This window comes from Musicola keenii (assembly GCF_014855505.1).
Taxonomy (GTDB): Bacteria; Pseudomonadota; Gammaproteobacteria; order Enterobacterales; family Enterobacteriaceae; genus Musicola; species Musicola paradisiaca.
Genome location: NZ_JAAWVW010000026.1, coordinates 1 through 23350 on the forward strand (window position 1 = coordinate 1; position 23350 = coordinate 23350).

Annotated in this window: 24 protein-coding genes and 1 riboswitch; of the genes, 13 read left to right on the plus strand and 11 right to left on the minus strand. The window is 58.0% G+C overall.

Annotated elements, in window-relative coordinates:
• Positions 1-472 precede the first annotated feature (472 nt).
• Together purH and purD are read left to right on the plus strand one after the other, a co-directional pair.
• Entirely contained in the window at positions 473-2062 is a 1590-nt protein-coding gene (gene purH, locus HEP82_RS18205; protein ID WP_192459365.1) for a bifunctional phosphoribosylaminoimidazolecarboxamide formyltransferase/IMP cyclohydrolase, read from the plus strand.
• Between the two features lie 15 nt (positions 2063-2077).
• Positions 2078-3364: a phosphoribosylamine--glycine ligase gene (gene purD / locus HEP82_RS18210; RefSeq protein ID WP_192459366.1), complete on the plus strand. Its 1287-nt coding sequence runs from the start codon at positions 2078-2080 to the stop codon at positions 3362-3364.
• 71 nt (positions 3365-3435) lie between these two features.
• Here the strand turns inward: purD and HEP82_RS18215 are convergent, their stop codons facing one another.
• From HEP82_RS18215 to nudC, 6 genes are all read right to left on the minus strand, one after another.
• Entirely contained in the window at positions 3436-4140 is a 705-nt protein-coding gene (locus HEP82_RS18215; protein ID WP_192459367.1) for a DUF1481 domain-containing protein, read from the minus strand.
• A 4-nt stretch (positions 4141-4144) separates the two neighbouring features.
• Positions 4145-4417 carry a nucleoid-associated protein HU-alpha gene (gene hupA, locus HEP82_RS18220; protein ID WP_015855361.1) on the minus strand — a complete coding sequence of 91 codons (273 nt, stop codon included), beginning with the start codon at positions 4415-4417 and terminating at the stop codon, positions 4145-4147.
• A gap of 249 nt (positions 4418-4666) precedes the next feature.
• Entirely contained in the window at positions 4667-5257 is a 591-nt protein-coding gene (locus tag HEP82_RS18225) for a YjaG family protein (protein ID WP_192459368.1), read from the minus strand.
• 92 nt (positions 5258-5349) lie between these two features.
• Complete coding sequence (gene nfi / locus HEP82_RS18230) at positions 5350-6024, minus strand: deoxyribonuclease V (protein WP_192459369.1); 675 nt, start codon at positions 6022-6024, stop codon at positions 5350-5352.
• On the minus strand, positions 6014-7096 hold the full coding sequence (gene hemE, locus HEP82_RS18235) for a uroporphyrinogen decarboxylase (RefSeq protein WP_192459370.1): 1083 nt from the start codon (positions 7094-7096) through the stop codon (positions 6014-6016). The genes nfi and hemE overlap by 11 nt, the downstream gene beginning before the upstream one ends.
• A 59-nt stretch (positions 7097-7155) precedes the next feature.
• Positions 7156-7929 carry an NAD(+) diphosphatase gene (nudC, locus tag HEP82_RS18240; RefSeq protein WP_192459371.1) on the minus strand — a complete coding sequence of 258 codons (774 nt, stop codon included), beginning with the start codon at positions 7927-7929 and terminating at the stop codon, positions 7156-7158.
• Positions 7930-8176: 247 nt separating this feature from the next.
• A riboswitch (TPP riboswitch) is annotated at positions 8177-8292 on the plus strand.
• A gap of 105 nt (positions 8293-8397) precedes the next feature.
• On the opposite strand from nudC, the gene thiC reads away from it, so the two are divergent.
• The 6 genes from thiC to thiH are packed head-to-tail and all read left to right on the plus strand — an operon-like array spanning position 8398 to position 13841.
• A complete protein-coding gene (gene thiC / locus HEP82_RS18245) occupies positions 8398-10350 on the plus strand; it encodes a phosphomethylpyrimidine synthase ThiC (RefSeq protein ID WP_225622555.1) in 1953 nt (650 codons plus the stop codon).
• Positions 10347-10982, plus strand: a complete 636-nt coding sequence (gene thiE / locus HEP82_RS18250; protein WP_192459372.1) for a thiamine phosphate synthase — start codon at positions 10347-10349, stop codon at positions 10980-10982. Before thiC ends, thiE begins: the two co-directional genes overlap by 4 nt.
• Position 10983: 1 nt before the next feature.
• On the plus strand, positions 10984-11733 hold the full coding sequence (locus HEP82_RS18255) for a HesA/MoeB/ThiF family protein (protein WP_192459373.1): 750 nt from the start codon (positions 10984-10986) through the stop codon (positions 11731-11733).
• A complete protein-coding gene (gene thiS, locus HEP82_RS18260) occupies positions 11730-11930 on the plus strand; it encodes a sulfur carrier protein ThiS (protein ID WP_192459374.1) in 201 nt (66 codons plus the stop codon). The genes HEP82_RS18255 and thiS overlap by 4 nt, the downstream gene beginning before the upstream one ends.
• Before the next feature lies 1 nt (position 11931).
• Positions 11932-12708 (plus strand): thiazole synthase, encoded by a 777-nt coding sequence (locus tag HEP82_RS18265; protein ID WP_192459375.1) that lies wholly within the window; start codon positions 11932-11934, stop codon positions 12706-12708.
• Positions 12708-13841, plus strand: a complete 1134-nt coding sequence (gene thiH / locus HEP82_RS18270; RefSeq protein ID WP_192459376.1) for a 2-iminoacetate synthase ThiH — start codon at positions 12708-12710, stop codon at positions 13839-13841. The genes HEP82_RS18265 and thiH overlap by 1 nt, the downstream gene beginning before the upstream one ends.
• A 15-nt stretch (positions 13842-13856) precedes the next feature.
• On the opposite strand, the gene HEP82_RS18275 is transcribed toward thiH, so the two are convergent.
• Together HEP82_RS18275 and HEP82_RS18280 are read right to left on the minus strand one after the other, a co-directional pair.
• On the minus strand, positions 13857-15302 hold the full coding sequence (locus tag HEP82_RS18275) for a heavy metal sensor histidine kinase (RefSeq protein ID WP_192459377.1): 1446 nt from the start codon (positions 15300-15302) through the stop codon (positions 13857-13859).
• Positions 15299-15970, minus strand: a complete 672-nt coding sequence (locus HEP82_RS18280) for a heavy metal response regulator transcription factor (protein WP_192459378.1) — start codon at positions 15968-15970, stop codon at positions 15299-15301. Before HEP82_RS18280 ends, HEP82_RS18275 begins: the two co-directional genes overlap by 4 nt.
• Before the next feature lie 180 nt (positions 15971-16150).
• On the opposite strand from HEP82_RS18280, the gene HEP82_RS18285 reads away from it, so the two are divergent.
• The 3 genes from HEP82_RS18285 to HEP82_RS18295 are packed head-to-tail and all read left to right on the plus strand — an operon-like array spanning position 16151 to position 18148.
• Positions 16151-16774 (plus strand): hypothetical protein, encoded by a 624-nt coding sequence (locus HEP82_RS18285; protein ID WP_192459379.1) that lies wholly within the window; start codon positions 16151-16153, stop codon positions 16772-16774.
• An 11-nt stretch (positions 16775-16785) separates the two neighbouring features.
• Positions 16786-17391 carry a cytochrome b/b6 domain-containing protein gene (locus tag HEP82_RS18290; protein ID WP_192459380.1) on the plus strand — a complete coding sequence of 202 codons (606 nt, stop codon included), beginning with the start codon at positions 16786-16788 and terminating at the stop codon, positions 17389-17391.
• On the plus strand, positions 17381-18148 hold the full coding sequence (locus HEP82_RS18295; RefSeq protein WP_192459381.1) for a molybdopterin-dependent oxidoreductase: 768 nt from the start codon (positions 17381-17383) through the stop codon (positions 18146-18148). Before HEP82_RS18290 ends, HEP82_RS18295 begins: the two co-directional genes overlap by 11 nt.
• A gap of 67 nt (positions 18149-18215) precedes the next feature.
• Here HEP82_RS18295 and HEP82_RS18300 read toward each other — a convergent pair whose 3' ends face one another.
• On the minus strand, positions 18216-19655 hold the full coding sequence (locus HEP82_RS18300) for an aminotransferase-like domain-containing protein (RefSeq protein ID WP_192459382.1): 1440 nt from the start codon (positions 19653-19655) through the stop codon (positions 18216-18218).
• A 175-nt stretch (positions 19656-19830) separates the two neighbouring features.
• On the opposite strand from HEP82_RS18300, the gene HEP82_RS18305 reads away from it, so the two are divergent.
• A complete protein-coding gene (locus HEP82_RS18305) occupies positions 19831-20046 on the plus strand; it encodes a DUF1127 domain-containing protein (protein WP_225622556.1) in 216 nt (71 codons plus the stop codon).
• Here the strand turns inward: HEP82_RS18305 and HEP82_RS18310 are convergent.
• Positions 20033-21460 (minus strand): aminotransferase-like domain-containing protein, encoded by a 1428-nt coding sequence (locus HEP82_RS18310; RefSeq protein ID WP_192459384.1) that lies wholly within the window; start codon positions 21458-21460, stop codon positions 20033-20035. The genes HEP82_RS18305 and HEP82_RS18310 overlap by 14 nt on opposite strands.
• A 177-nt stretch (positions 21461-21637) precedes the next feature.
• On the opposite strand from HEP82_RS18310, the gene HEP82_RS18315 reads away from it, so the two are divergent.
• A complete protein-coding gene (locus tag HEP82_RS18315) occupies positions 21638-21796 on the plus strand; it encodes a DUF1127 domain-containing protein (RefSeq protein ID WP_023638516.1) in 159 nt (52 codons plus the stop codon).
• 228 nt (positions 21797-22024) lie between these two features.
• Here the strand turns inward: HEP82_RS18315 and HEP82_RS18320 are convergent, their stop codons facing one another.
• The gene (locus HEP82_RS18320; RefSeq protein WP_192459385.1) at positions 22025-23110 is read right to left on the minus strand and encodes a DUF1176 domain-containing protein; all 1086 of its coding nucleotides are present in this window, start codon (positions 23108-23110) and stop codon (positions 22025-22027) included.
• Between the last annotated feature and the right edge of the window lie 240 nt (positions 23111-23350).

The window sequence follows — 23350 nt, forward strand, 5'->3', positions numbered from 1 at the left end:
CACACAGATTGTCTGATTAATTGTTAAAGAGCAGTGCGACCGGCTTACAGCCTGCTGTCGCGAGGTGGCGTATACTACGCTTTCCTCATTTGGAGTCAACGACTTTTTTCGCTTTCTCCGTCCCGTACCGCGCTGGCGTTACGCCGTTGCCGTCTCAGTGGAAGCGCATTATAGGGACTTCCCCGCAGGCCGCAACCGGTATTTTTCAGAAAAATGACCGTTCGCTGAATTCCACAGCAAAAGCACCACTTATACCTGATTGCCCACAGAGTTATCCACATCAGTTCCATTTTTTGAAATTTCTCGAGCGCCACGCAAACGTTTTCGCTACAATCTCACCCCGAAATAAAGCGGGCAATACCGCGCCAGTCGTTACCTGAATGCTGCTTTATCAACCATCGTTTTGTTTATCAAAGGCAATATTCATATAACGCGCTTTTAAGCAAGAACCTAGTCAAGGGATCAAACCATCATGCAACAACGTCGTCCTATCCGTCGTGCTTTGCTCAGTGTTTCTGATAAAGCAGGTATTGTTGAATTCGCCCAGGCGCTGTCGCAGAGAGGCGTCGAACTGCTTTCCACCGGCGGTACCGCTCATCTATTGGCAGATGCCGGATTGCCAGTTACTGAGGTTTCAGATTACACCGGATTCCCGGAAATGATGGATGGACGAGTCAAGACACTACATCCCAAAGTACACGGTGGTATTTTGGGCCGCCGTGGAAAAGACGACAACGTCATGGCACAGCACGATATCAAACCGATCGATATAGTAGTGGTAAACCTATATCCATTCGCCCAAACCGTGGCTAAAGAAAATTGCACGCTGGAAGATGCCGTGGAAAACATTGATATCGGCGGCCCGACCATGGTTCGCTCTGCAGCCAAGAACCATAATGATGTCGCTATAGTCGTAAAAAGCAGCGACTATACAGCCATTATTGCGGAAATCGATGCTAATGAAGGGTCTCTGACTTACGAAACCCGCTTCAATCTGGCGATTAAGGCATTTGAGCATACCGCCGCTTACGACAGCATGATTGCCAACTATTTTGGTAGTAAAGTACCGCCTTATCATGGTGATACCACCCAGCCTTCCGGACGTTTCCCGCGGACCTTAAACCTGAACTTTATTAAAAAGCAGGATATGCGTTATGGCGAGAACAGCCACCAGCAGGCCGCATTCTATATAGAAGAAGCGCTCGCCGAAGCCTCGGTTGCCACAGCCAACCAGCACCAGGGCAAGGCATTGTCATACAACAACATTGCCGATACTGACGCCGCATTGGAGTGTGTTAAAGAATTCGCCGAACCCGCTTGCGTCATTGTCAAACACGCCAATCCTTGCGGCGTAGCCATCGGCTCATCCATTTTGGATGCTTACGAGCGTGCTTACAAAACCGACCCAACCTCTGCGTTTGGCGGCATCATCGCGTTCAACCGCGAACTCGACGAAGACACGGCCAACGCCATCATCAGCCGCCAGTTTGTAGAAGTGATCATCGCGCCGTCCGCCAGCGAAGCAGCACTGAAAGCGACATCAGCCAAACAGAATGTACGTGTATTGACTTGCGGCCAGTGGCAACAGCGTGTTTCCGGCTTGGATTTCAAGCGCGTCAACGGTGGCTTGTTGGTTCAGGAGCGCGATCTGGGTATGGTGGATACAGCCCAACTGCAAGTAGTCACCGAGCGTCAACCGACAGCGGCAGAGCTGCGTGACGCGCTCTTCTGCTGGAAAGTGGCGAAATTCGTCAAATCCAACGCCATCGTTTATGCCCGCGACAACATGACCATCGGTATCGGCGCAGGCCAGATGAGTCGAGTCTATTCCGCTAAGATCGCCGGCATCAAGGCCGGTGACGAAGGATTGGAAGTCAAAGGCTCCGTTATGGCATCCGATGCTTTCTTCCCATTCCGTGACGGCATCGACGCTGCTGCGGCAGTCGGCATCACTTGTGTTATTCAACCCGGTGGTTCCATCCGCGATGATGAAGTCATCGCCGCCGCTAACGAACACGGCATTGCCATGCTATTCACCGACATGCGCCATTTCCGTCATTAATCCAGGGCTACTTTGATGAATATTTTGATTATTGGTAACGGTGGGCGTGAACACGCGCTTGCCTGGAAAGCAGCCCAGTCACCTCTGGCTGATAAAGTCTACGTTGCGCCGGGCAATGCCGGTACGGCGTTGGAACCTGCGCTGGAAAACATTCATATTCCGGCCACCGATATTCCTGCGTTGCTGAATTTTGCGCTCCAGAACGACATCGGCCTGACTATTGTCGGCCCGGAAGCACCGTTGGTGATAGGCGTCGTCGATGCATTTCGTGCAGCAGGACTTAAAATTTTTGGCCCAACACAGGCAGCCGCACAGTTAGAAGGTTCCAAAGCCTTCACCAAAGATTTTCTGGCCCGGCATCAGATTCCCACTGCGGAATACCAGAATTTCACTGAAATAGAACCTGCTCTGGCCTATATCCGCCGCAAAGGGGCACCCATCGTCATCAAGGCCGACGGACTCGCCGCAGGTAAAGGCGTTATTGTCGCTATGACGCTGGAAGAAGCGGAAAACGCCGCGACTGATATGCTGGCGGGCAACGCATTCGGTGATGCCGGGCACCGTATCGTAGTGGAAGAGTTTTTGGATGGCGAAGAAGCCAGCTTTATCGTGATGGTGGATGGCGAGCACGTCCTGCCGATGGCAACCAGTCAGGATCACAAGCGCGTCGGCGACAACGATACCGGCCCGAATACCGGCGGTATGGGAGCCTACTCGCCAGCCCCCGTCGTTACTGATGACATCCACCAGCGCGTCATGGAGCAAATCATTTGGCCGACCGTGCGCGGCATGGCATCCGAAGGCAACATCTATACCGGTTTTCTCTACGCCGGATTGATGATCTCGGCGGAAGGGCAGCCCAAGGTGATTGAATTTAACTGCCGCTTTGGCGATCCGGAAACCCAGCCCATCATGTTGCGCCTACGTTCCGATCTGGTTGAACTCTGTCTGGCGGCCTGCGACGGTAAACTGGACGAAAAAACCTCTGATTGGGATGAACGCCCGTCCCTTGGCATTGTGTTGGCCGCTGGAGGGTATCCGGCTGAATATCGTACCGGTGATGTGATCTCTGGGCTGCCGACACAAGATATGGTAGACGGTAAAGTGTTCCACGCCGGCACCAGACTGAACGGCGACGATGTCGTGACCAATGGTGGACGTGTACTGTGCGTGACTGCACTCGGTAACAGTGTGGCGCAAGCGCAACAACGCGCTTATGAACTGGCAAACCCCATCAAGTGGCAAGGCAGCTTCTGTCGAACCGATATTGGCTACCGCGCTATCGACCGGGAAAAAGCCTGACAACAGCTAGCGGGTGGGCCTCAGTTCTCACCCAGCGCAACCATTCCCGCGCATCGTCGCGGGAATCATCGTTACAGCGTCTCCGCTGTCGGCTCCCAACGACAAAAATCAGCATTCGCCACCAGCAGCAATTGCGTACCCGCGTTGGATACCAGCCAGGCAATGCTGACAGGGCCATGCGCATTCTGCTGACGCTGCCGGATCCAGGCCAACGATGAACCGTCCAATACCGGTTTAAGTACCTTCCCGTCGCAAGCGACGACACGACCTTCCTGCCACACGCCTTGCAGTAAACGCACATTCCCTGCACGCATGACGTCACTCATTTCCAGCATGCGCCGGGCATCAAACTGATACAGCGCGATCTCATCTTCCGACAACGATTCCCGCCGATCAGGCAGTTGACGCTGCATAAAATTTACCGCACCGTCCTGATCAAAACGCAGCATGACCTGATCCTGACTTGCAGATGCTCCATGACGCTGCTGAACATCCCGCAGGACGCCCTGCTGGAACTGATAACGGGTAATCTGGGTATCCTGCCCCTGAAGCGGACTGAATACCGTCATCAAGGTCGTCGTGTGCTGTTGCTCGTCATCCATGCGCCATAACCGCACCACACCGCGATCAGCAAGATAACCACCCGCATACAACGCCGGCGGCGGAGAATGGCTGCTACAGGCGGTCGCCAACGCTATCGCCGACGCGAACAGACTCCGCCTGAGAAAAAGCAAAAGGGGCGAAAACGCCCCTCTGCTTAAACCTGTTTTCGACATGCGCTTATTTAACGGCGTCTTTCAGTGCTTTACCAGCAACGAAGGCAGGCACGTTAGCGGCAGCGATTTTGATTTCTTTGCCCGTCTGCGGGTTGCGGCCAGTGCGCTCGTTACGATGATTGACTTTAAACGTGCCAAAACCAACTAATTGTACTGCATCACCTTCTTTCAGCGACTCAGTAATTGCCGCCAACGTTGCTTCCAGCGCAGCTTTAGCCTGGGTCTTGGAAAGGTCAGCCTTGTCAGCAATTACATCAATCAGTTGAGTCTTATTCATAAGTTATCCTTACAGTGTGTTTATCGCTTGCTAAGCATCGAGTGCGACGGATATGCCATCTCCCATCATACTTAGAGCAGCAGGCGCGTTGGCCTTCCTGCAATTCGAAGTATTTAGAGTGTAGTAGCACCCTCCTGCATACACGCACCGACAGCCACTTTTATTACGCCCCCCAAATGTAGACCAGACAGGGTGCGGTGTGAAGCCTTTAGACCCGCCATTTCAGGCCTTAAATCACGTTTTATCGCGCTATTGATACAAATTTATCCCAATGTTGCTGATTCCTGCTTCACGCAGGTCGGCGCGCAGTCCCTTTATCAGCTCAATGTCCCGCTCCTCGCAGCCTGCCAGCAGGCGGAAAATCTCCCACTGGATATCCCATTCTTCTTCAATGGCAGGTAAAACCTTCAGTTCATCATCGGTCATTTCACGACCGGCTTGAGTCATTTCCAGCATGGCGACGGTACGAATAGACGCCTCGCTGATCGCTATCGCATGCGCTAACGTTTCACCGCTCAACTGCGAGTGCAGTAATTCGCTCAACGCAATACATGCGTCAATCGCCGGGTACACGCCATAAATATCGTAATCATCCGCAGAGGGGATCGCCTCTTCCAATTTTTCAAGCTGGTTATCGAAGTTCACCCTGGCATCTTTGACTACCAGCGTCTCCCACACCAGATCCAGAATCCTCCGGTAAAGCTGCGCATCAAAAAAACCGGTTTCCTGGCAAAACGCATGATAATTGGGGTACATACGCTCACAAAGACAGGCCATGAAGGTGACATGCTGCCAGCTTGCCAGTTTCTCCAGACGTAAATGAATGGGGTTACGTAACATGATTGTTCCCGATAAATGATGGCCGCAGTGTAATAAAAAACGGCGACACTGCCATATGCCCGAATTCCTAAAGTTTTCCGCGCGGCATTATCCTACAGCCGATGCTGACGTTGCCAGCGCTGAAACGCCGGACGGTTGGATGCTACCGCATCGGCCCAGCGTGTCGGCTCCGGCAGACGATACCCGCGCATGCAACGCATCACCCACAGCAACGCGCTATCTATTGCTACACGGTGCCCAGTGGAAACAAACAGCGGATTGCAACGCGCCTTGCTACGCCACACCCAGCCTATCTGTTCGTTCCGATCCATCAGCGGTTGTTGGCTACCCACCTCTGCCGCCAGCGGCGCGACCTGTCCGCAAAGCCGTTTCTTCGCCACGCCGATGGTCGGCACATTCACCAACAGGCCGAAATGGCAGGCAACGCCAAGACGACGGGGATGGGACACGCCGTGCCCATCCACAAACAGCAATTCGGGACGATGGCTCAGCATGTCCCAAGCCGCCAGCAACGCGGGCGACTCGCGGAACGACAAAAAACCGGGGATATAAGGCATAACGGTGGGAATACGCGCAACCCGGTACTCCACCAGCTCCAGCGAAGGGTAAGCCAACACCACCAACGCTGCGCGCGTGACGTCGCCGCCCTGCTCGAATCCCACATCCGCGCCGGCAATAAAAGCAGGTTGCTCGAACGGCATATCGTCATGACGAACCACCTGGGATGCCTTGTCGATCTGCTCCTCACGTAATGCATTAATATCCATCAGTTTTTCTCTGATGATACGGTGCGGACAACCGGTGCACCGCCTCGACAAACACGCCGGCGTGCTCTGGTGGCACGTCCTGATGGATACCATGCCCCAGATTGAACACATGGCCGTCGCCGGCGCCGTATCCCGCCAGAATCGATGCGACTTCCTGCTCGATACGGGCCGGCTGCGCATACAGCAGCGAGGGATCCATATTGCCCTGCAACGCCACCCGATCGCCGACGCGCCGGCGTGCGTCGGCGATATCGGTGCTCCAGTCCAGCCCCAGCGCATCACAGCCGGTATCCGCCATCGCCTCCAGCCACTGGCCGCCGCCCTTGGTAAACAGCGTGACCGGCACGCGACGCCCTTCGTTTTCGCGCAGCAAACCATCGACAATCTTGTGCATGTAATGCAGTGAGAATTCACGGTAATCAGCACCGCTCAACGCACCGCCCCAGGTATCAAAAATCATCACGGACTGGGCGCCGGCGCGAATTTGCGCATTCAGATACAGCGTGACGCTGTCCGCCAGCTTATCCAGCAGCAGATGCAGCGTTTCCGGCGCGGTAAACATCATCTTCTTAATCACAGTGAATGCTTTACTGCTACCGCCTTCCACCATGTAGGTCGCCAGCGTCCAAGGGCTGCCGGAAAAACCGATCAGCGGCACGGCACCCGCCAGATTCCGCCGAATAGTCCGCACGGCATTCATGACATACCCCAGTTCCAGTTCCGGATCGGGGATCGGCAACTTCACCACATCGGCATGTGACGTCACGGGAGAGGAGAAACGCGGCCCCTCGCCGGCTTCAAAATAGAGCCCCAACCCCATGGCATCGGGCACCGTGAGGATATCCGAGAACAGAATGGCGGCATCAAGATGGTAACGACGCAACGGCTGCAAGGTGACTTCGCAGGCCAGTTCCGCATTGCGGCAGAGAGACATAAAATCGCCCGCCTGCGCGCGCGTCGCGCGATACTCCGGCAAATAGCGCCCGGCCTGACGCATCATCCATACCGGGGTTACATCCACTGGCTGGCGCAATAAAGCTCGCAGATAGCGATCATTTTTCAGGTCAGTCATGTTTTTTCCTTGTAGGCCTGCAGACAGGCATCGTTCGTTATCTCGGGTTAACACGCCGCTTAACTATCCGCTTCGCGGCACAGCACCACGGTATCTTCGATCAGGCGGCGGGCAACCGTGCCGGGCGGCGGCAACTCAGGCAGGCGATCATAACGAAACCAGGCGGCGTCGCGCAGTTCCGAAGGGTCGTGCCGCAGTTCGCCACCGGCATACTCCGCCGTATACGCCATCATCAGCGAATGTGGAAACGGCCAAGGCTGTGAGCAGACATAGCGCAGATTCTTAATACGCACATTGCTCTCCTCCATGACTTCTCTGGCAACCGCCTGCTCCAGCGTTTCGCCGACTTCGACGAAGCCGGCCAGTGCGGTGTACATATTGCCGCGATGACGCAAATGCTGAGCCAGCAGGATTTTCTCTTCATGGCGGATGGCAACGATAACGCAAGGCGCAATCTGCGGATAGTAGCGTTCCCGGCAATGCGGGCAGAGGCAGGCCAGTTCGGTCGTGCTGTGCACCATGTCATGGCCGCAATAACCGCAAAAACGGTGTGAACGATAAAACTCCTCCAGTTGAACCGCACGGCCGGCCAGTTGAAACAGCGCGGGGTCATGGCTCAGCAACTGACGCACCGATCCCATATCCTGCGCCATCTCGTGCTGCACCAGCCATACCGTCTCGCCCTGCCATTCACCGATCTGTCGCGCTGCGCGCTGTTGCAGATGCCACTGCGCCGCACGCCCATACGGCAGTTCTCCCTGGGGTTGCCAAACTTGCTGTCGGTGGCAGACCACCCACCAGCCGGACTCATCCCCTTTCAGCGTCAGTTCCATATTTCTATCGCCTCTTTTTTGTCGCCGGACGGCATGTGACGGCTCTGGGCGCATTATCCGGCGCGTGCGCAGCCTTGGCAATGCGCTTTCCCTGAATGCAGCGACGACGCAAACGATTGGCCCCGCCGTAACACGGCCTCATGATTTGGCTTTTGACAGCCGTTGGAACACGGCATAAAGTGTGGGGCTACCACCCCCGAAGCGGGGTGAGGCTGCGCCCCTGAAAGTGATGTATCAGGCGCAGCCAGAAATCTTGTCGGAGTGCCCAGCCTGTAAAAACGCAGGCGGGCTGAGACCGTTAATTCGGGATCCGCGGAACCTGATCAGGTTAAAACCTGCGAAGGGAACAAGAGTAATCTCACTGCCAGAACCTGTTGATGCAGCCTGCTTCAATCGGTTCACATCCAGCCATTACTCCCTCCGAGCTCCAGACAAGCAACCTTTCCCTACACCGTTAAGGAATTTGCTATGTCTACAGAACAGAAACCCGCCGCCGAGCAAACCAACCCCGGACGCCGCGCGCAGCGTGAAGCAGCCCAGCAATTTATCGACTCGCTGCAAGGTACCGCTTTTCCCAATTCGCAACGCATCTATCTGGAAGGCTCGCGTTCGGACTTGCGAGTGCCGATGCGCGAAATCCAGCTCAGCCCAACGCTGGTCGGCGGCAACCGCGACAATCCACAGTATGAACCCAATGAACCGGTGCCGGTTTACGATACCTCGGGCCCTTACGGCGACCCGGCCGCCCGGCTGGACGTTCGCCAAGGGCTGGCGAAAACGCGCGCCGCCTGGATCGACGAACGGCAGGATACCGAACCGCTGCGCGAACGCAGTTCCCGCTTTACCCAGCAGCGCCTGGCGGACGCCGGTCTCGACCATTTGCGCTTTGAGCACCTGCCGTTGCCCAAGCGCGCCCAAGCCGGGCGGCGCGTCACCCAATTGCACTACGCCCGCCGTGGCATCATCACCCCGGAAATGGAGTTCATCGCCATCCGTGAAAACATGGGGCGTGAGCGCATTCGCGGCGAGGTGCTGCGCCAACAGCATCCCGGACACAGTTTCGGCGCGCATCTGCCGGAGAACATCACCCCGGAATTTGTGCGTCAGGAAGTGGCCGCCGGCCGCGCCATCATTCCGGCCAACATCAATCACCCGGAATCGGAGCCGATGATCATCGGCCGTAATTTTTTGGTCAAAGTGAACGCCAACATCGGCAACTCGTCCGTCTCCTCCTCCATTGAAGAAGAAGTGGAAAAACTGGTGTGGTCGACCCGCTGGGGCGCAGACACCGTGATGGATCTGTCCACCGGCCGCTACATCCACGAAACCCGCGAATGGATCCTGCGCAACAGCCCGGTGCCGATCGGCACGGTGCCCATCTATCAGGCGCTGGAAAAAGTGAACGGCATCGCGGAAAACCTCAATTGGGAGATCTTCCGCGACACCCTGCTGGAACAGGCAGAACAGGGGGTGGACTATTTCACCATCCATGCCGGCGTACTGCTGCGCTACGTGCCGATGACTGCCAAACGCCTGACCGGCATCGTCTCGCGCGGCGGCTCAATCATGGCCAAATGGTGCCTGTCCCACCATCAGGAAAACTTCCTCTACCAGCATTTCCGCGAAATTTGCGAAATCTGTGCCGCCTATGACGTCGCGCTGTCGCTCGGCGACGGCCTGCGCCCCGGCTCGATTCAAGACGCCAACGACGAGGCCCAGTTTGCCGAACTGCACACGCTGGGCGAACTGACCAACATCGCCTGGGAATACGACGTACAGGTGATGATCGAAGGCCCCGGCCACGTACCGATGCAGATGATCCGCCGCAATATGACCGAGGAGCTGGAGCATTGCCACGAAGCGCCGTTCTACACCCTAGGCCCGCTCACCACCGACATCGCGCCGGGTTACGACCACTTCACCTCCGGCATCGGCGCGGCGATGATCGGCTGGTTCGGCTGCGCCATGCTGTGCTACGTCACGCCGAAAGAACATCTGGGTCTGCCCAACAAGAACGACGTCAAGCAAGGGCTCATTACCTACAAGATCGCCGCTCATGCCGCCGATCTGGCGAAAGGCCACCCCGGCGCGCAGATCCGCGATAACGCCATGTCCAAAGCGCGGTTCGAGTTTCGCTGGGAAGACCAGTTCAATCTGGCGCTCGACCCGGAAACCGCCCGCGCCTACCACGACGAAACCCTGCCGCAGGAGTCCGGCAAAATCGCGCATTTCTGCTCAATGTGCGGGCCGAAATTCTGTTCGATGAAAATCACCCAGGAAGTCAGAGACTACGCCGCCCGGCAGGAAGCGCAGGCGCAGCCGATCGACGTCGGTATGGCGCAGATGTCCGCCGAATTCCGCGCCCGCGGCAGCGAACTCTATCACGCCGCCGCCAGTCTGCCGCAGGAGGAAAACCGATGAACGCCGCGTTTCCCGCCACGGAAAAACGCTTGGGGCTCTATCCGGTCGTGGATAGCGTCGACTGGATCGCGCGTTTGCTTGAGGCCGGCGTGCGCACGATTCAGTTGCGGATCAAAGACCTCCCGGATGATCAGGTCGAACCGGCAGTGATGCAGGCCGTCGAACTGGGTCGCCGCCATCAGGCCCGGCTGTTCATCAATGACTACTGGCGGCTGGCGATCACACACCGGGCCTACGGCGTCCACCTCGGCCAGGAGGATCTGGATAGCGCCGATCTGGCCGCGATCCGGCAAGCCGGGTTGCGGCTGGGTGTTTCTACCCATGATGACGCCGAACTGGCGCGCGCGGTGGCGATCCAGCCGTCCTACATCGCGCTGGGGCATATTTTCCCGACGCAAACCAAGGACATGCCATCCGCACCGCAAGGTCTGGATGAACTGGCCCGTCACATTAATGCGCTGGATGACCGTTTCCCCACCGTCGCCATCGGCGGCATCAGCATTGACCGGGCCCCGGCGGTGCTGGCAACCGGCGTCGGCAGCATCGCGGTGGTCAGCGCCATCACCCAGGCGCCGAACTGGCGTCAGGCCACCGCCGCGTTGCTGACGCTGATAGAAAACCGGGAGGCGTAACATGCTGAGCGATAATGATTTTATGCGCTACAGCCGCCAATTGCTGTTGGAAGAAGTCGGCCCCGAGGGGCAACAGCGGCTGGCGCAGGCCCGCGTGCTGCTGGTCGGCATGGGCGGGCTCGGCGCGCCGGCGGCGCTCTATCTGGCGGCAGCGGGCGTCGGCATGCTGCGGCTGGCGGACGACGATCGGCTGCATATCTCCAATTTGCAGCGTCAGATCCTCTACCGCACCGCGGATCTGGATCGTGCCAAGGCGGAACTGGCGCATCAACAGCTGACGGCGCTCAATCCGTCAATCCGGGTCGAAGCGCTGGCGGTTCGTCTGGAAGGCGATGCGCTGCGTCATGCGGTGGACGATGTCGATCTGGTGCTCGACTGTAGCGACAACATGGCCACCCGCCACGCCGTCAACGCCGCCTGCATCGCCGCCGGCAAACCGCTGGTCAGCGCCAGCGCGGTCGGCTTCAGCGGCCAGTTGCTGGTGCTGACGCCGCCGTATCGCCACGGCTGTTACGCTTGCCTCTACCCGGATGACGCCGAACCGCAGCGCAATTGCCGTACCGCCGGGGTGCTGGGCCCGGTGGTCGGTGTGATGGGGACGCTACAGGCGCTGGAGGCTATCAGACTGCTGTGCGGTCACGCCTCGCCGCTGGACGGCAAGCTACGCCTGTTCGATGCGCGTCAACAGCAGTGGACTACGCTGCAACTCAGCCCGGCCCCAGACTGCGCCGTGTGCGGAGGCCACGCATGAAGATTCGCATCAATGACGATGTCGTCGAACTGGACGACGCGCTCACCGTGGCCCAATTGCTCGACCGCCTCAACCGGCGCCAACCCGGTACGGCGTTGGCGATCAACCAGACCATCATTCCCCGTGCCGCCTGGGAACGACACCCGGTGCAGGACGGGGACGACATTTTGCTGTTTCAGGCCATCGCAGGAGGATGAGATGCTGAAGATTGCAGATACATTGTTCAACTCCCGGTTGCTTACCGGCACCGGAAAATTCGCCAGCGCAGAATTGATGAGCGCGGCGATCCAGGCCTCCGGGTCGCAGCTCGTTACCATGGCGATGAAGCGCGTGGATCTGAAAGGCGGCAGTGATGCAATTCTGGCGCCGCTGCAGGCACTGGGTGTCCGGTTATTGCCCAACACCTCCGGCGCCCGCACCGCCGACGAAGCAGTGTTTGCCGCTCGTCTGGCGCGGGAAGCGCTCGGCACGCCGTGGATCAAGCTGGAAATCCACCCGGACATGCGCTACCTGCTGCCCGACCCGATCGAAACGCTGAATGCCGCCGAACGGCTGGTGAAAGACGGGTTCGTGGTGCTGCCATACTGCGGCGCTGATCCCGTGTTGTGCAAACGGCTGGAAGACGTCGGCTGTGCGGCGGTGATGCCGCTGGGCGCTCCCATCGGCTCCAACCACGGGCTGCAAACCCGCGACTTCCTGCGCATCATCATTGAACAAGCGCAAGTGCCGGTGGTGGTGGACGCCGGTATCGGCGCGCCGAGCCACGCCGCCGAAGCGCTGGAGCTGGGCGCCGACGCGGTGCTGGTCAATACCGCCATCGCGGTGGCGCGGGATCCGGTACGGATGGCGACCGCCTTCCGGTTGGCGGTGGAAGCCGGGGAGATCGCCCGTCAGTCCGGCCTGGGGCGACGCCAGTTGCAGGCCAGCGCCACCAGCCCGTTGACCGGGTTCCTGACGACGGAGGCGACAAACTGATGGATAACTCGTTTGAACAACGCTGGCAACAGCTGGATTGGGACGACCTGACGCTGCGCATCAACGGTAAAACCCGCGCCGACGTCGAACAGGCGCTGAACGCCGAGCGCCCCGACATGGAGGATTTCATGGCGCTGCTGTCTCCGGCGGCCAGTCACTATTTAGAACCGCTGGCCCAACGCGCTCAACAGTTGACCCGGCAGCGCTTCGGCAATACCGTCGGCTTTTACGTGCCGCTCTATCTCTCCAATCTCTGCGCCAACGACTGCACCTACTGCGGCTTCTCCATGAGCAACCATCTCAAGCGTAAAACCTTGAACGACGAGGAAATTCTGCAGGAATGCTACGCCATTAAGGCATTGGGGTTCGACCACCTGCTGCTGGTGACGGGCGAGCACCAACGTAAGGTGGGGATGGACTATTTCCGGCGCGTATTTCCACTGATTCGCCCGCACTTCAGCGCGCTGATGATGGAAGTGCAGCCGCTGGCGCAGGAAGAGTACGCGGAGCTGAAAACGCTGGGGTTGGACGGGGTGATGGTATATCAGGAAACCTACCATCAGGCGACTTACGCCCGCCACCACCTGCGCGGGAAAAAGCAGGATTTCGCCTGGCGGCTGAACACCCCGGATCGACTGGGACGCGCCGGGATCGACAAGATCGGGCTGGGTGCATTGATCGGCCTGTCCGACAGCTGGCGCACCGACTGCTATATGGTGGCGGAACACTTGCGCCATCTGCAACACCACTATTGGCAAAGTCGCTACTCGTTGTCGTTTCCGCGTCTGCGCCCATGCGCCGGCGGCATCGAACCCGCCTCACTGATGGACGAAGCCCAGCTGATGCAGACGATCTGCGCCTTCCGCCTGCTGGCCCCCGATGTAGAACTGTCGCTTTCGACCCGGGAGTCGCCCCATTTTCGTGACCACATGATCCCGATCGCCATCAACAACGTCAGCGCCTTCTCCAAAACCCAGCCGGGCGGCTATGCCGACGGCCATGCGGAATTGGAGCAGTTCTCCCCGCACGACGACCGCAGGCCGGAAGCGGTGGCCGATGTTTTGACGCGCGCCGGCCTGCAGCCGGTCTGGAAAGACTGGGAGGGATATCTGGGCCGGACGATCGCAAACTGACGGACGCGATCTCGATCACCGCGCGCCGAGGCGATCGCCCCGCTCGTCGGGGAAGATCAGGCTGAATACGATCCGGCCGATCTCCCCGTCGAGCGGATCACAACGGGCCGTGGCCTCGCCGCCGTGCAACGTCATGATCGCCCGCACGATCGACAACCCCAAACCACTGGAATCGCTGCCCGCGCTGCGGGTGGCATCCCCCCGGTAGAAACGGTCGAACAACCGCGCCAGCTGGTCTTGCGGCAATACCGGCGCCAGATTGCTCACCGCCACCACCACCCGTCCGGGAAGGGTTTCCACCGTCAAGCGTACCTGACTGTCCGCGCTCGCATAACGCACCGCATTCGCCACCAGATTGCTCAACGCTCGCTGGAACAGCAAGGCGTCTGCCGTCAGCGCAACCTGTCCATCGCAGTGCAGCGTGATGCCGCGTTCCTCCGCCAGCATGTCGAAATAGTCCGCCACCCGCCGCAGCTCGCTGGCGACATCAAGCCGCACAAGGTTCAACACCGGTTGTTCATGGCTGGCCCGCGCCAGAAACAGGATGTTCTCCACCATGCGTGAGATGCGCTCCAGTTCGGCGATATTGTCCGACAGTAGCATCTCGTATTCCTCGACGTTGCGCGGCTGGTACAGCGCTACCTGACAGTGCCCCATCAGCGCGCCGATGGGCGTGCGGATCTCATGCGCCAAATCGGCGGAAAACTGGGTCAAGCGTTGATAGCCCTCGGTCAGGCGATCCAGCATGGCATTGAAGGCGCGAATCAGTTGCCGCACCTCCTGCGGCGCGTCCGCCTCGCTGACGCGGGTGGAAAGGGTATGCGGCGCAATTGCGGCGGCTTGCGCCGTCATCCGCCACAACGGTTTCAACCCCCGCCGCAGCACCAGATAGCCCAGCCCGCCGATCAACGCGAAGGCCGCAGCCACCGCACTCAACACCCGCCACAGGTAACGTTCCAGCATCTTCTGTTCGTTGACCATGACATGGGCGGCGGCGATCTGCAGTATCTGTCCGTCATCAAGCCGTACCAGCGCAGACACGGCGCGCAACGGCACGCCTTGTTCCGTTGCGCCACTGCGAACCTGGTCGACCGACAATGCGGCATTCACCGCCGTCGGTGTCATCAGCGGCAACACGATACGCGCCGGGTTTACGTTAATCAGCGGTTTTTGCCCCGGCAGCGCGAACAGCAACACGTCCTGTTCGCTGCCCAGCATGTTTTCAAACAGACCGGTATTGCCGGCCAGCACCGGCAACGTAAAATTCCGGCCCAGCAGGTGTCGGTAGTATTCCACCCGCCCGGTGACTTGCAGATCGCTGCGTCGGTACATGTCATGGCGCAACGCGCCATACAGATAACCGCCGACCAGACTCACCACCAGTGTAGCGACCAGTGCGAACAACAGGCTGCAACGCACCGTCAGCGAGGTAGCGCGCCAACGCTGGAGCCAGCCGTTCATGTGCGCGGCTCGCACACATAGCCGATACCGCGCACGGTATGGATCAGTTTGATATCGAAAGGTTTATCAATCTTGGCACGTAAACGTTTCACCGCCACATCCACCACATTGGTGTCGCTATCGAAATTCATGTCCCACACCTGCGAGGCGATCAGGGTGCGCGAGAGCACTTCACCCTCACGCCGCACCAGCAGATGCAACAGCATAAACTCCTTGTTGGTCAGAGGGATAACCACCTCCTGCCGCGTGGCCTTGCGCCGCAGCACATCCAGGCGCAAATCCGCCACCGCGTAGTGATCCGCCTCGCGCACTGCACCGCGACGCAGCAGGGTACGCATGCGCAACACCAATTCAGTAAACGAAAAAGGTTTGATCAGATAGTCGTCGGCTCCCAGTTCCAGCCCGCGGATACGGTCGTGCAACTGGTCTCGTGCGGTCAGAAACAGTACCGGCACATCGCTTTTCTTACGCAGCATTTCGATAAGCTGCCAGCCGCTCAACCCCGGCAACATGACGTCCAAAATGATGGCGTCGTAGCCATGTTCCAGCGCGTTGAACAATCCTTCAGTGCCGCTGCGCGCCAGATCGACCGTATATCCGGCTTCGGTCAGCCCTTTTTTCAGGTAATCGCCGGTACTGACATCGTCCTCCACCACCAGAATACGCATCGTCGCTACTCCCGCCGCCTGACGGCACCACTGCCGGTGACGCCATCATAACAACTTCGCGCCGGCGACTTGATGACATTAATGTCATCAAACCGTCATCCTGACGACCCAAACGCCTCACCATGATAAACACACGCCAACCAGGGAAAAAAACGACGTCCAGCCCAGGAGAAAAACACCATGACAACGCCTCGCTTTACCCGTTTATTACTTTCCTCCCTGCTGCTATGCAGCACATGGGCCAGCGCCGCCGATGCGCCCGCGAAACCGCAACCGCCGGTACGCGGCACGATCACTGCCGTCACCGACAGCCAGCTACAACTGACCGACCGCACAGGGCAGAACATCGACGCGATGCTGACCGCCCAGACCCGCGTCATGAGCATCGCCAAAGCCAATCCTGGCGATATTAAACCGGACAGTTTCATCGGCACCGCAGCCATTCCCCAGCCGGACGGAACGCTGAAAGCGTTGGAAGTGCATGTGTTCGACGCCAGCCTGCGCGGCACCGGCGAAGGTTTCCGGCCGTGGGAATCCGCCGACGGCAAAAGCGGCACCATGACCAACGGCACCGTCGGTAAACTGGTCAACAGCAATGGCCGAACCCTGACCGTGACCTATAACGGCGGCCAGAAGACTGTCATCGTGCCGGACGACGTCCCCATCGTCACGATCGCGCCAGGCGATCGCAGCCTGCTGAAACCGGGCGCGCACATCGTGCTGTTCTCCCGGCTGGACGACCAAGGCAAGCGTGTCGCTCTTGCGGTTTCCGCCGGCAAAGACGGCACCGTCCCCCCGATGTAACCGGAGACGTTATGCCGTCATCTCGCCGCCCGATACACGCCTGGCCCGTTAGGCTTACTCACTGGATCAACCTGCTGGCCATGACGGGTATGTTCATGAGTGGGTGGGAAATCTACAACGCCGCGCCGCTGTTCGATTTTCATTTTCCTTCTGCCGTCACACTGGGCGGCTGGCTGGGCGGTGCTATCGGCTGGCATCTGGCGGTGATGTGGCTGTTGGCCGGCAACGGTGCGCTGTATGTGCTGTGGAGTCTCGGCAGCGGCCACTGGCGAAGACGCTGGCTGCCGCTCAGCCCGGCGTCGTTGCAACAAGATATCCAACGGGCGCTGACGCTACACCTGCGGCACGACGGGCACCGGTACAACGCGATCCAGAAGCTGATGTATTTCGGCGTCATCGCGCTCGGCATGCTGTTGGTGTTGTCCGGGCTGGCCATCTGGAAACCGGTGCAGTGGTACTGGCTGACCGACCTGCTGGGTGGTTTCGCCAACGCCCGCTACGTTCATTTCTTCGCCATGAGCGGCATCGGCCTGTTTGTAGCGATCCACGTGCTGATGGTGTTGGTGGTACCGCGCACCCTGTGGGCAATGCTGACCGGAGGCAACCATGAGCGATAAACCGCAACGCCGCCCCCCGCTGGTACTGGCACCGGATCAGAAAAAACAGTTGGTGAATCTGGAGCGTCGTCTGATGTTACGTTCCGGGCTGACGCTTGGCGCCGTGGCGATGCTCACTGGCTGCAATATGCAGGACGGCGACAGCGTCGACAACGTGCTGTGGGCCATGTCGCGCTGGAACGATCGGGTGCAGGCTTGGCTGTTTAGCGGACAACGACTGGCGCCTCACTATCGCCCGGATCAGATTACGCAACCTTTCCCGTTCAATGCGTTTTATCCGGAGTACAACGTGCCGGACATCGATCTGGGTAGCTACCGTCTGGAAGTGGCAGGCAAAGTAGAGAAAAAAGGCGTCTGGACGCTGGAGCAGTTGCGCCAGCTACCGCAGGAAACCCAGATTACCCGGCTGATTTGTATTGAAGGTTGGAGCGCCATCGGCCAATGGCGCGGTATTCCGCTGCGTACGTTTCTGCAACACGTCGGCGCCGACCTGACGGCGCGCTATGTCGGTTTTAAATGCGCCGATCGCTATTACTCCAGTATCGATATGGCGAGCGCGCTGCACCCGCAAACTCTGCTGGCGCTGGAATTCGGCAACCAGGCGCTGCCCGCCGACTACGGCTATCCACTGCGGCTACGTCTTCCTACCAAATTGGGGTTCAAAAATGCCAAACACATCGCGGCCCTGTTTGTCAGCGACACCAACCCAGGCGGTTATTGGGAAGATCAGGGATATAACTGGTTTAGTGGTATTTGACCTAAAAGAGGCGCGCTATCCGGCTTAAGCTCACGCCGGCTGTGGTTTCAGCCGGCGAGGAACGCGGTCAGACGGGAACATTCTTCTGATACGTCAGTAACATGCCTTTGATCGCTGCGCCGATAGTCGCTATCGTTTTCTCCATGTCGTTGCTCCAGGGCTTTGAACAACTCATGCGCAGGCAGTGGCGATATTTGCCCGACGCAGAAAACAGCGAGCCTTCAGCGATGTGAATATTGGCCGTGGCTCGCAAATGTTCACGCAGCTGTACGCCGTCCATGTACTCCGGCATTTCCACCCACAGCACAAATCCCCCTTGCGGCCGACTCACGCAAATCTCTTCCGGAAAGTAGTAACGGAGCCAATAGGCGAACGTTTCCAGATTTCGCTGGTAAAGACTGCGCATCCGGCGCACATGCGGCTGGTAATACCCCTGACGAATGAACTCTGCGATCGCCAGTTGCGTACAGATGGCCGTGGTGCCGGTATTGGTGTATTTGGCGTGCATAACGCGATCAAAATAGCGTCCGGACACCACCCAACCGACCCTCAGCCCCGGTGCCAGTGTTTTCGAAAACGAACTGCACAACAGCACCCGGCCATCGATATCCATCGATTTTAGGGTGGTCGGCCGCGGGTATTCGTAGGCCAATTCGCCATACACATCGTCTTCAATGATGGCGATGTCATAACGCTGTGCCAGCGTCATCAGTGCCCGTTTACGGTACGGCGGCATAATGAAACCCAGCGGGTTATTGCAATGCGGCACCACCAGTACCGCTTTAATCGGCCACTGCTCCAAAGCCAGTTCCAGTGCTTCCAGGCTAATGCCATTGGTGAAATCAGTAGGAATCTCAATAACTTTGATATCTAAACCACACAGTATTTGCAAAATACCGTGAAAAACAGGGGACTCGACGGCAACGATATCCCCTGGGTTCGCCACCGCGCGAATCGCCACCGCCAGCGCCTCCGTCGCGCCGCTGGTCACGACAATATCTTCCGCCGACAGCTGGCAACCGCTGTCCACCATTAATCGGGCGATCTGTTCGCGTAACAGCGGCGTTCCCGCCAGGTGGTCATACATGAACGAGGACGGATCCTGCCGCTGCCCCACGCGCTGCAACTGTTTCCATAATGGTTTCAGCGTGTTCTGCGTCAAATCCGGCTGGCTGCTTCCTAAGGAAATCAGATTAGGATCCTGCCGGGCCTGTACCAACTCCAGTACCGCCCCCCATTTTTTCACTTCAACCGGACGCTGTACCGGCCGCGACATCGCCGGAATGGGCGGCGACGCTTTGCGGGTGCGTACAAAATAACCGGAACGAGGATACGGCACGATCAATTGCTGCTGCTCCAGCAGGTAGTAGGCCTGTTGCACGGTACTGATGCTGACGCCATGTTCCTGACTAAGCGCCCGTACCGACGGCAGCCGCTCCCCGCCCTGATATAGCCCTTGTTCGATACGCTGGGCTAGCAGCGTTGCCAGATGTTGGTAGCGCGTCATCTGTATCCCCCATTACCACATAAAAAATAAAAAACAGTACAGATAGTCGAACAACTTCACCATTCAGACGGTATAGCATCCATTCTGTATTAAAGAGAAATAGATTTTCTGAATCTGTATCCAAATCACGGACAGACGCATGATAAAGGCACAGCACAACCTAAGGAGATTCATTATGAGCATACTGCGTCGCACCCGCCTGATTCCCCCACCACGCAACTGGCTGTCAGCGCTGTATCAGGCGTGGTTGCGTCATCGGACACAATCCGCCACCCGCAAACTGTTGTGGAGCATGAGCGACGAGCGGCTAAAAGATATTGGGTTGACCCGTGGCGACATCAAGCGGCTGTACACCTCAGACTACCGTGATGACACGTTCAGGCACCGCTAGCCTCAGACAACCACTGTTCTAACATCGCTCCCAGCGTCTGCAACGCCCGTTGGATGGTATCGGTGAACGGCGCGGCATAGTTCAGCCGCAAACAGTGGCGATACTTGCCGGTGGCTGAGAATATCGCGCCCGGCGCCACACGGATTTTCTCCCCTCGTAGCGCGTCGTTCAGGCAAGCAGCGTTACACCCGCCGGGCAGTTCGATCCACAGCCAAAACCCGCCTTGCGGACGACTGACGCAGATGCCGCTCGGAAAGTAATACCTCACCCAGCAGGCGAAGACGTCCAGATTGTGCTGGTAACGGGCACGCATGCGCCTCAGGTGCGGCTGATAACCCCCTTGCTGGATGAATTCCGTCAGTGCCCGTTGAATGTGCATCGCCGTCGAGCCGGTACTGATGTATTTGAGATGCAGCACCCGATCGAGATAACGCCCTGGCACTATCCAGCCCACCCGCAGACCGGGTGCCAGCGTCTTGGAAAACGAGCTGCATAGCAGCACGCGACCGTCGGTATCCAGCGATTTGACCGTGATGGGACGGGGATAGCCGTAAGCCAAGTCGCCGTAGATATCGTCTTCAATGATAGCGATATCGAAACGACGTGCCAGCGCCACCAGCGCCCGCTTGCGTTCATCCGGCATAATAAAGCCCAGAGGATTGTTGCAGTTAGGCACCGTCAGCACGGCTTTAATCGGCCACTGTTCCAACGCCAGCTCCAGCGCTTCCAGGCTCAGCCCCGACACCGCGTCGGTGGGAATTTCGATCGCCTTGACGCCAAATCCCTGCAACATCTGCATCACACCGAAAAAATTGGGCGACTCCACCGCCACGATATCGCCGGGCTGGCACACCGCGCGGATCGCCACCGACAGCGACTCCTGACATCCCGATGTCACTACAATTTCTTCAGCGCCGAGCCGGCTGCCGCCGTCCAACATCAGTCGGGCAATCTGCTCGCGCAGCGCCGGCAGACCGGGCAGGCTGTCGTACCCCAACAGAGACAAATCATATTGTTTGCCGCAGTGAGCAATGGCGTGTAGCAACGGTTTGAGCGTCGGCTGCGTGATGTCTGGCATACCGCCATCCAGCGACAACGTCTCATGATCCCGCCTCTTGTTGGCTAGCGCCAGCACCGATTCCCACTGAGTAAACTCCACGGGTTGCTGTATCGGGCGCGTCAGCGCCGGCACTGGCGGCATCGCCTTGCGCGGTGAAACGAAATAACCGGAGCGGGACAGCGGCATAATCAACCGCTTAGCCTCCAGTACATAGTAAGCCTGCTGTACCGTACCAATGCTGACGCCATGCTCACGACTCAGTGTCCGCACCGACGGCAACCGTTCTCCACTCTGATACAGCCCTGCTTCGATACGTTGGGCCAGCAGGTCGGCCAAATGTTGATAGCGTGTCATATCGCTTCTTTTTACATCCAGCTCAAGTGCTCGAACAGGTACAGATTGGCTGAAAAAACGCTATTCAGATCGTCTGGTAAGCGGTTCTGTATTACCAAACTTGCTATTTTCTGAGGCTGTATTATCGGCCTCGGTTTTTCCATCCTATGGTCATGAACAATAACGGAGGGAAAGATCATGGCACAGTGGAAAATACCGGTTTGGCCGTCGCTGCGGCGACGCTGGCGAGCATGGCGGGAACGCCGGGCGGCACTTCGCACCTTAAACAACCTCAGCAATGATCGTCTGGAAGATATTGGGCTGACCCGACAGGATGTCGATCGGATGCGGTGGTAGTTGTCGTGGAAAACGGGAAAAAATTGCGAGTCGTCCTGCAATGGTAAGCAACTGTTGCCCTCCGGAACCCGTTTACGGCGTGACGCTGCGCAAAGCAGTGCATCAGCGGTCGTCAATGCAACTGGAGAAGATTATGGTGACAGCGCCGGCAAAGGAGCCGGCCGGAGCGGCACCCTCTACCGCCGCTGCGCTCGCCACTTCGCCGATGCCGGCAGGTATCGGCCCTTCCTATTCGGTGAGATAACCCGGCGTGGCCCACACCGACGGCCAATCGCCCGGCTGCCCGCCATTGCATTCAGGCTGATAGTTATAGGCCACCAGTTGAAACCCTTTACCATCGAAGACCCACTGACCGCTTTCGCCGCAATCCGCAATGCCTCGCCCCTTGGCAGAGTGATACAACATGCCGGTTTCGGGGTCATAGTCCACTTCGGTAAACCAGCGAATCTTTTCTTCCCGGCTATCAGCGATGCGAATCGGCCGGGATAGCTCCAGGAGCTGGGCGTTTTGCGGATTATTACGCGGCGTAATAAACAACATACTGGAGGACTGATACGCCCCCACGCCACAATTCAGCATCACCAGCGCCAGCTCGTTAGTCAGCGGTCTAGCCTCGCTGAGCTTATGCGCTTCCTTGCTCAACCCGCAGCCTTCTTCTTCCAACAGCGCTTTTTTGGCGGCAGTCACGCCATTAATCAGCGCTATGGCATTGGTCAATGCCGGGGGTTGGGTATAGGCCGGGCGAATCTCCTGCCCAACCGGCACTGACGGCACCAACGAGACGTCCTTCTCGCCGACCTTCAGCAGTGCGCTGAGATTATCAAGCCGCCCCTGCCGTTCATCCATCAACAACAGCGCGGCATTCAGACCATTCAGCGAAATAGACTCTTCCTGATTGGTACCACGCTCCGATAAGGTCAGATGCTTTGCATTTTTTGCTGCCTGAAAAAACTGTTGGATAACATCCAGTTGCTCGGTATGAACATAAAAAGCGCCTTCTTCCTCATCGACCTGCCAGGCCGGTTGAGTCAGAGGAAAACGCGCACCGTCGAGAAAAAACGCCTGACGCCGATCCGCCAGATCGAAGTCCAACGAGATTTTGCCCTGAGCCCCGGCTTCACGCTTGAGTGTCACGCGCAGATAAGGATCAGAGTTTCTGATATCGCAATCATTCAGGTTATTGCAGGTAATCTGCCAGTGTCTGAACACTTTCTGTACCGGCACCGGATAACCTGAAGGGATATCGCCAGCCTGAACAATGCCGACGGATAACAGCCCAAGGACCATGCCTGAAAGCATTGTTTTTAATCGCATTGGACGTTCCTTTTGAAATTTCTATGCTGATGTTATAGCGCAATTTCGCAGGGATCTACGCATAAAAACGCTGAAAGCGTTTTAACGTCGCTTGCGACGGCCCATTCGGGTGAGTTCCATCCATCAGACGGAACGAATCAAAACGCTGAAAGCATCTTAACGTCGCTTGCGACGGCCCATCTGGGTGAGTTCCGTCCATCAGACGGAACGAATCAAAACGCTGAAAGCATCTTAACGTCG

What these genes read in the sequence shown, in the direction of transcription:
- thiC (WP_225622555.1), top strand. Translation starts at nt 8,398, where the DNA reads ATGTCTACAGAACAGAAACCCGCCGCCGAGCAAACCAACCCCGGACGC.
- HEP82_RS18280 (WP_192459378.1), bottom strand. Translation starts at nt 15,970, where the DNA reads ATGCGTATTCTGGTGGTGGAGGACGATGTCAGTACCGGCGATTACCTG.
- HEP82_RS18305 (WP_225622556.1), top strand. Translation starts at nt 19,831, where the DNA reads ATGAGCATACTGCGTCGCACCCGCCTGATTCCCCCACCACGCAACTGG.
- HEP82_RS18275 (WP_192459377.1), bottom strand. Translation starts at nt 15,302, where the DNA reads ATGAACGGCTGGCTCCAGCGTTGGCGCGCTACCTCGCTGACGGTGCGT.
- purD (WP_192459366.1), top strand. Translation starts at nt 2,078, where the DNA reads ATGAATATTTTGATTATTGGTAACGGTGGGCGTGAACACGCGCTTGCC.
- HEP82_RS18300 (WP_192459382.1), bottom strand. Translation starts at nt 19,655, where the DNA reads ATGACGCGCTACCAACATCTGGCAACGCTGCTAGCCCAGCGTATCGAA.
- HEP82_RS18255 (WP_192459373.1), top strand. Translation starts at nt 10,984, where the DNA reads ATGCTGAGCGATAATGATTTTATGCGCTACAGCCGCCAATTGCTGTTG.
- hupA (WP_015855361.1), bottom strand. Translation starts at nt 4,417, where the DNA reads ATGAATAAGACTCAACTGATTGATGTAATTGCTGACAAGGCTGACCTT.
- HEP82_RS18265 (WP_192459375.1), top strand. Translation starts at nt 11,932, where the DNA reads ATGCTGAAGATTGCAGATACATTGTTCAACTCCCGGTTGCTTACCGGC.
- HEP82_RS18320 (WP_192459385.1), bottom strand. Translation starts at nt 23,110, where the DNA reads ATGCGATTAAAAACAATGCTTTCAGGCATGGTCCTTGGGCTGTTATCC.
- thiS (WP_192459374.1), top strand. Translation starts at nt 11,730, where the DNA reads ATGAAGATTCGCATCAATGACGATGTCGTCGAACTGGACGACGCGCTC.
- HEP82_RS18315 (WP_023638516.1), top strand. Translation starts at nt 21,638, where the DNA reads ATGGCACAGTGGAAAATACCGGTTTGGCCGTCGCTGCGGCGACGCTGG.
- HEP82_RS18295 (WP_192459381.1), top strand. Translation starts at nt 17,381, where the DNA reads ATGAGCGATAAACCGCAACGCCGCCCCCCGCTGGTACTGGCACCGGAT.
- nfi (WP_192459369.1), bottom strand. Translation starts at nt 6,024, where the DNA reads ATGGATATTAATGCATTACGTGAGGAGCAGATCGACAAGGCATCCCAG.
- nudC (WP_192459371.1), bottom strand. Translation starts at nt 7,929, where the DNA reads ATGGAACTGACGCTGAAAGGGGATGAGTCCGGCTGGTGGGTGGTCTGC.
- purH (WP_192459365.1), top strand. Translation starts at nt 473, where the DNA reads ATGCAACAACGTCGTCCTATCCGTCGTGCTTTGCTCAGTGTTTCTGAT.
- HEP82_RS18290 (WP_192459380.1), top strand. Translation starts at nt 16,786, where the DNA reads ATGCCGTCATCTCGCCGCCCGATACACGCCTGGCCCGTTAGGCTTACT.
- thiH (WP_192459376.1), top strand. Translation starts at nt 12,708, where the DNA reads ATGGATAACTCGTTTGAACAACGCTGGCAACAGCTGGATTGGGACGAC.
- thiE (WP_192459372.1), top strand. Translation starts at nt 10,347, where the DNA reads ATGAACGCCGCGTTTCCCGCCACGGAAAAACGCTTGGGGCTCTATCCG.
- hemE (WP_192459370.1), bottom strand. Translation starts at nt 7,096, where the DNA reads ATGACTGACCTGAAAAATGATCGCTATCTGCGAGCTTTATTGCGCCAG.
- HEP82_RS18225 (WP_192459368.1), bottom strand. Translation starts at nt 5,257, where the DNA reads ATGTTACGTAACCCCATTCATTTACGTCTGGAGAAACTGGCAAGCTGG.
- HEP82_RS18215 (WP_192459367.1), bottom strand. Translation starts at nt 4,140, where the DNA reads ATGTCGAAAACAGGTTTAAGCAGAGGGGCGTTTTCGCCCCTTTTGCTT.
- HEP82_RS18310 (WP_192459384.1), bottom strand. Translation starts at nt 21,460, where the DNA reads ATGACACGCTATCAACATTTGGCCGACCTGCTGGCCCAACGTATCGAA.
- HEP82_RS18285 (WP_192459379.1), top strand. Translation starts at nt 16,151, where the DNA reads ATGACAACGCCTCGCTTTACCCGTTTATTACTTTCCTCCCTGCTGCTA.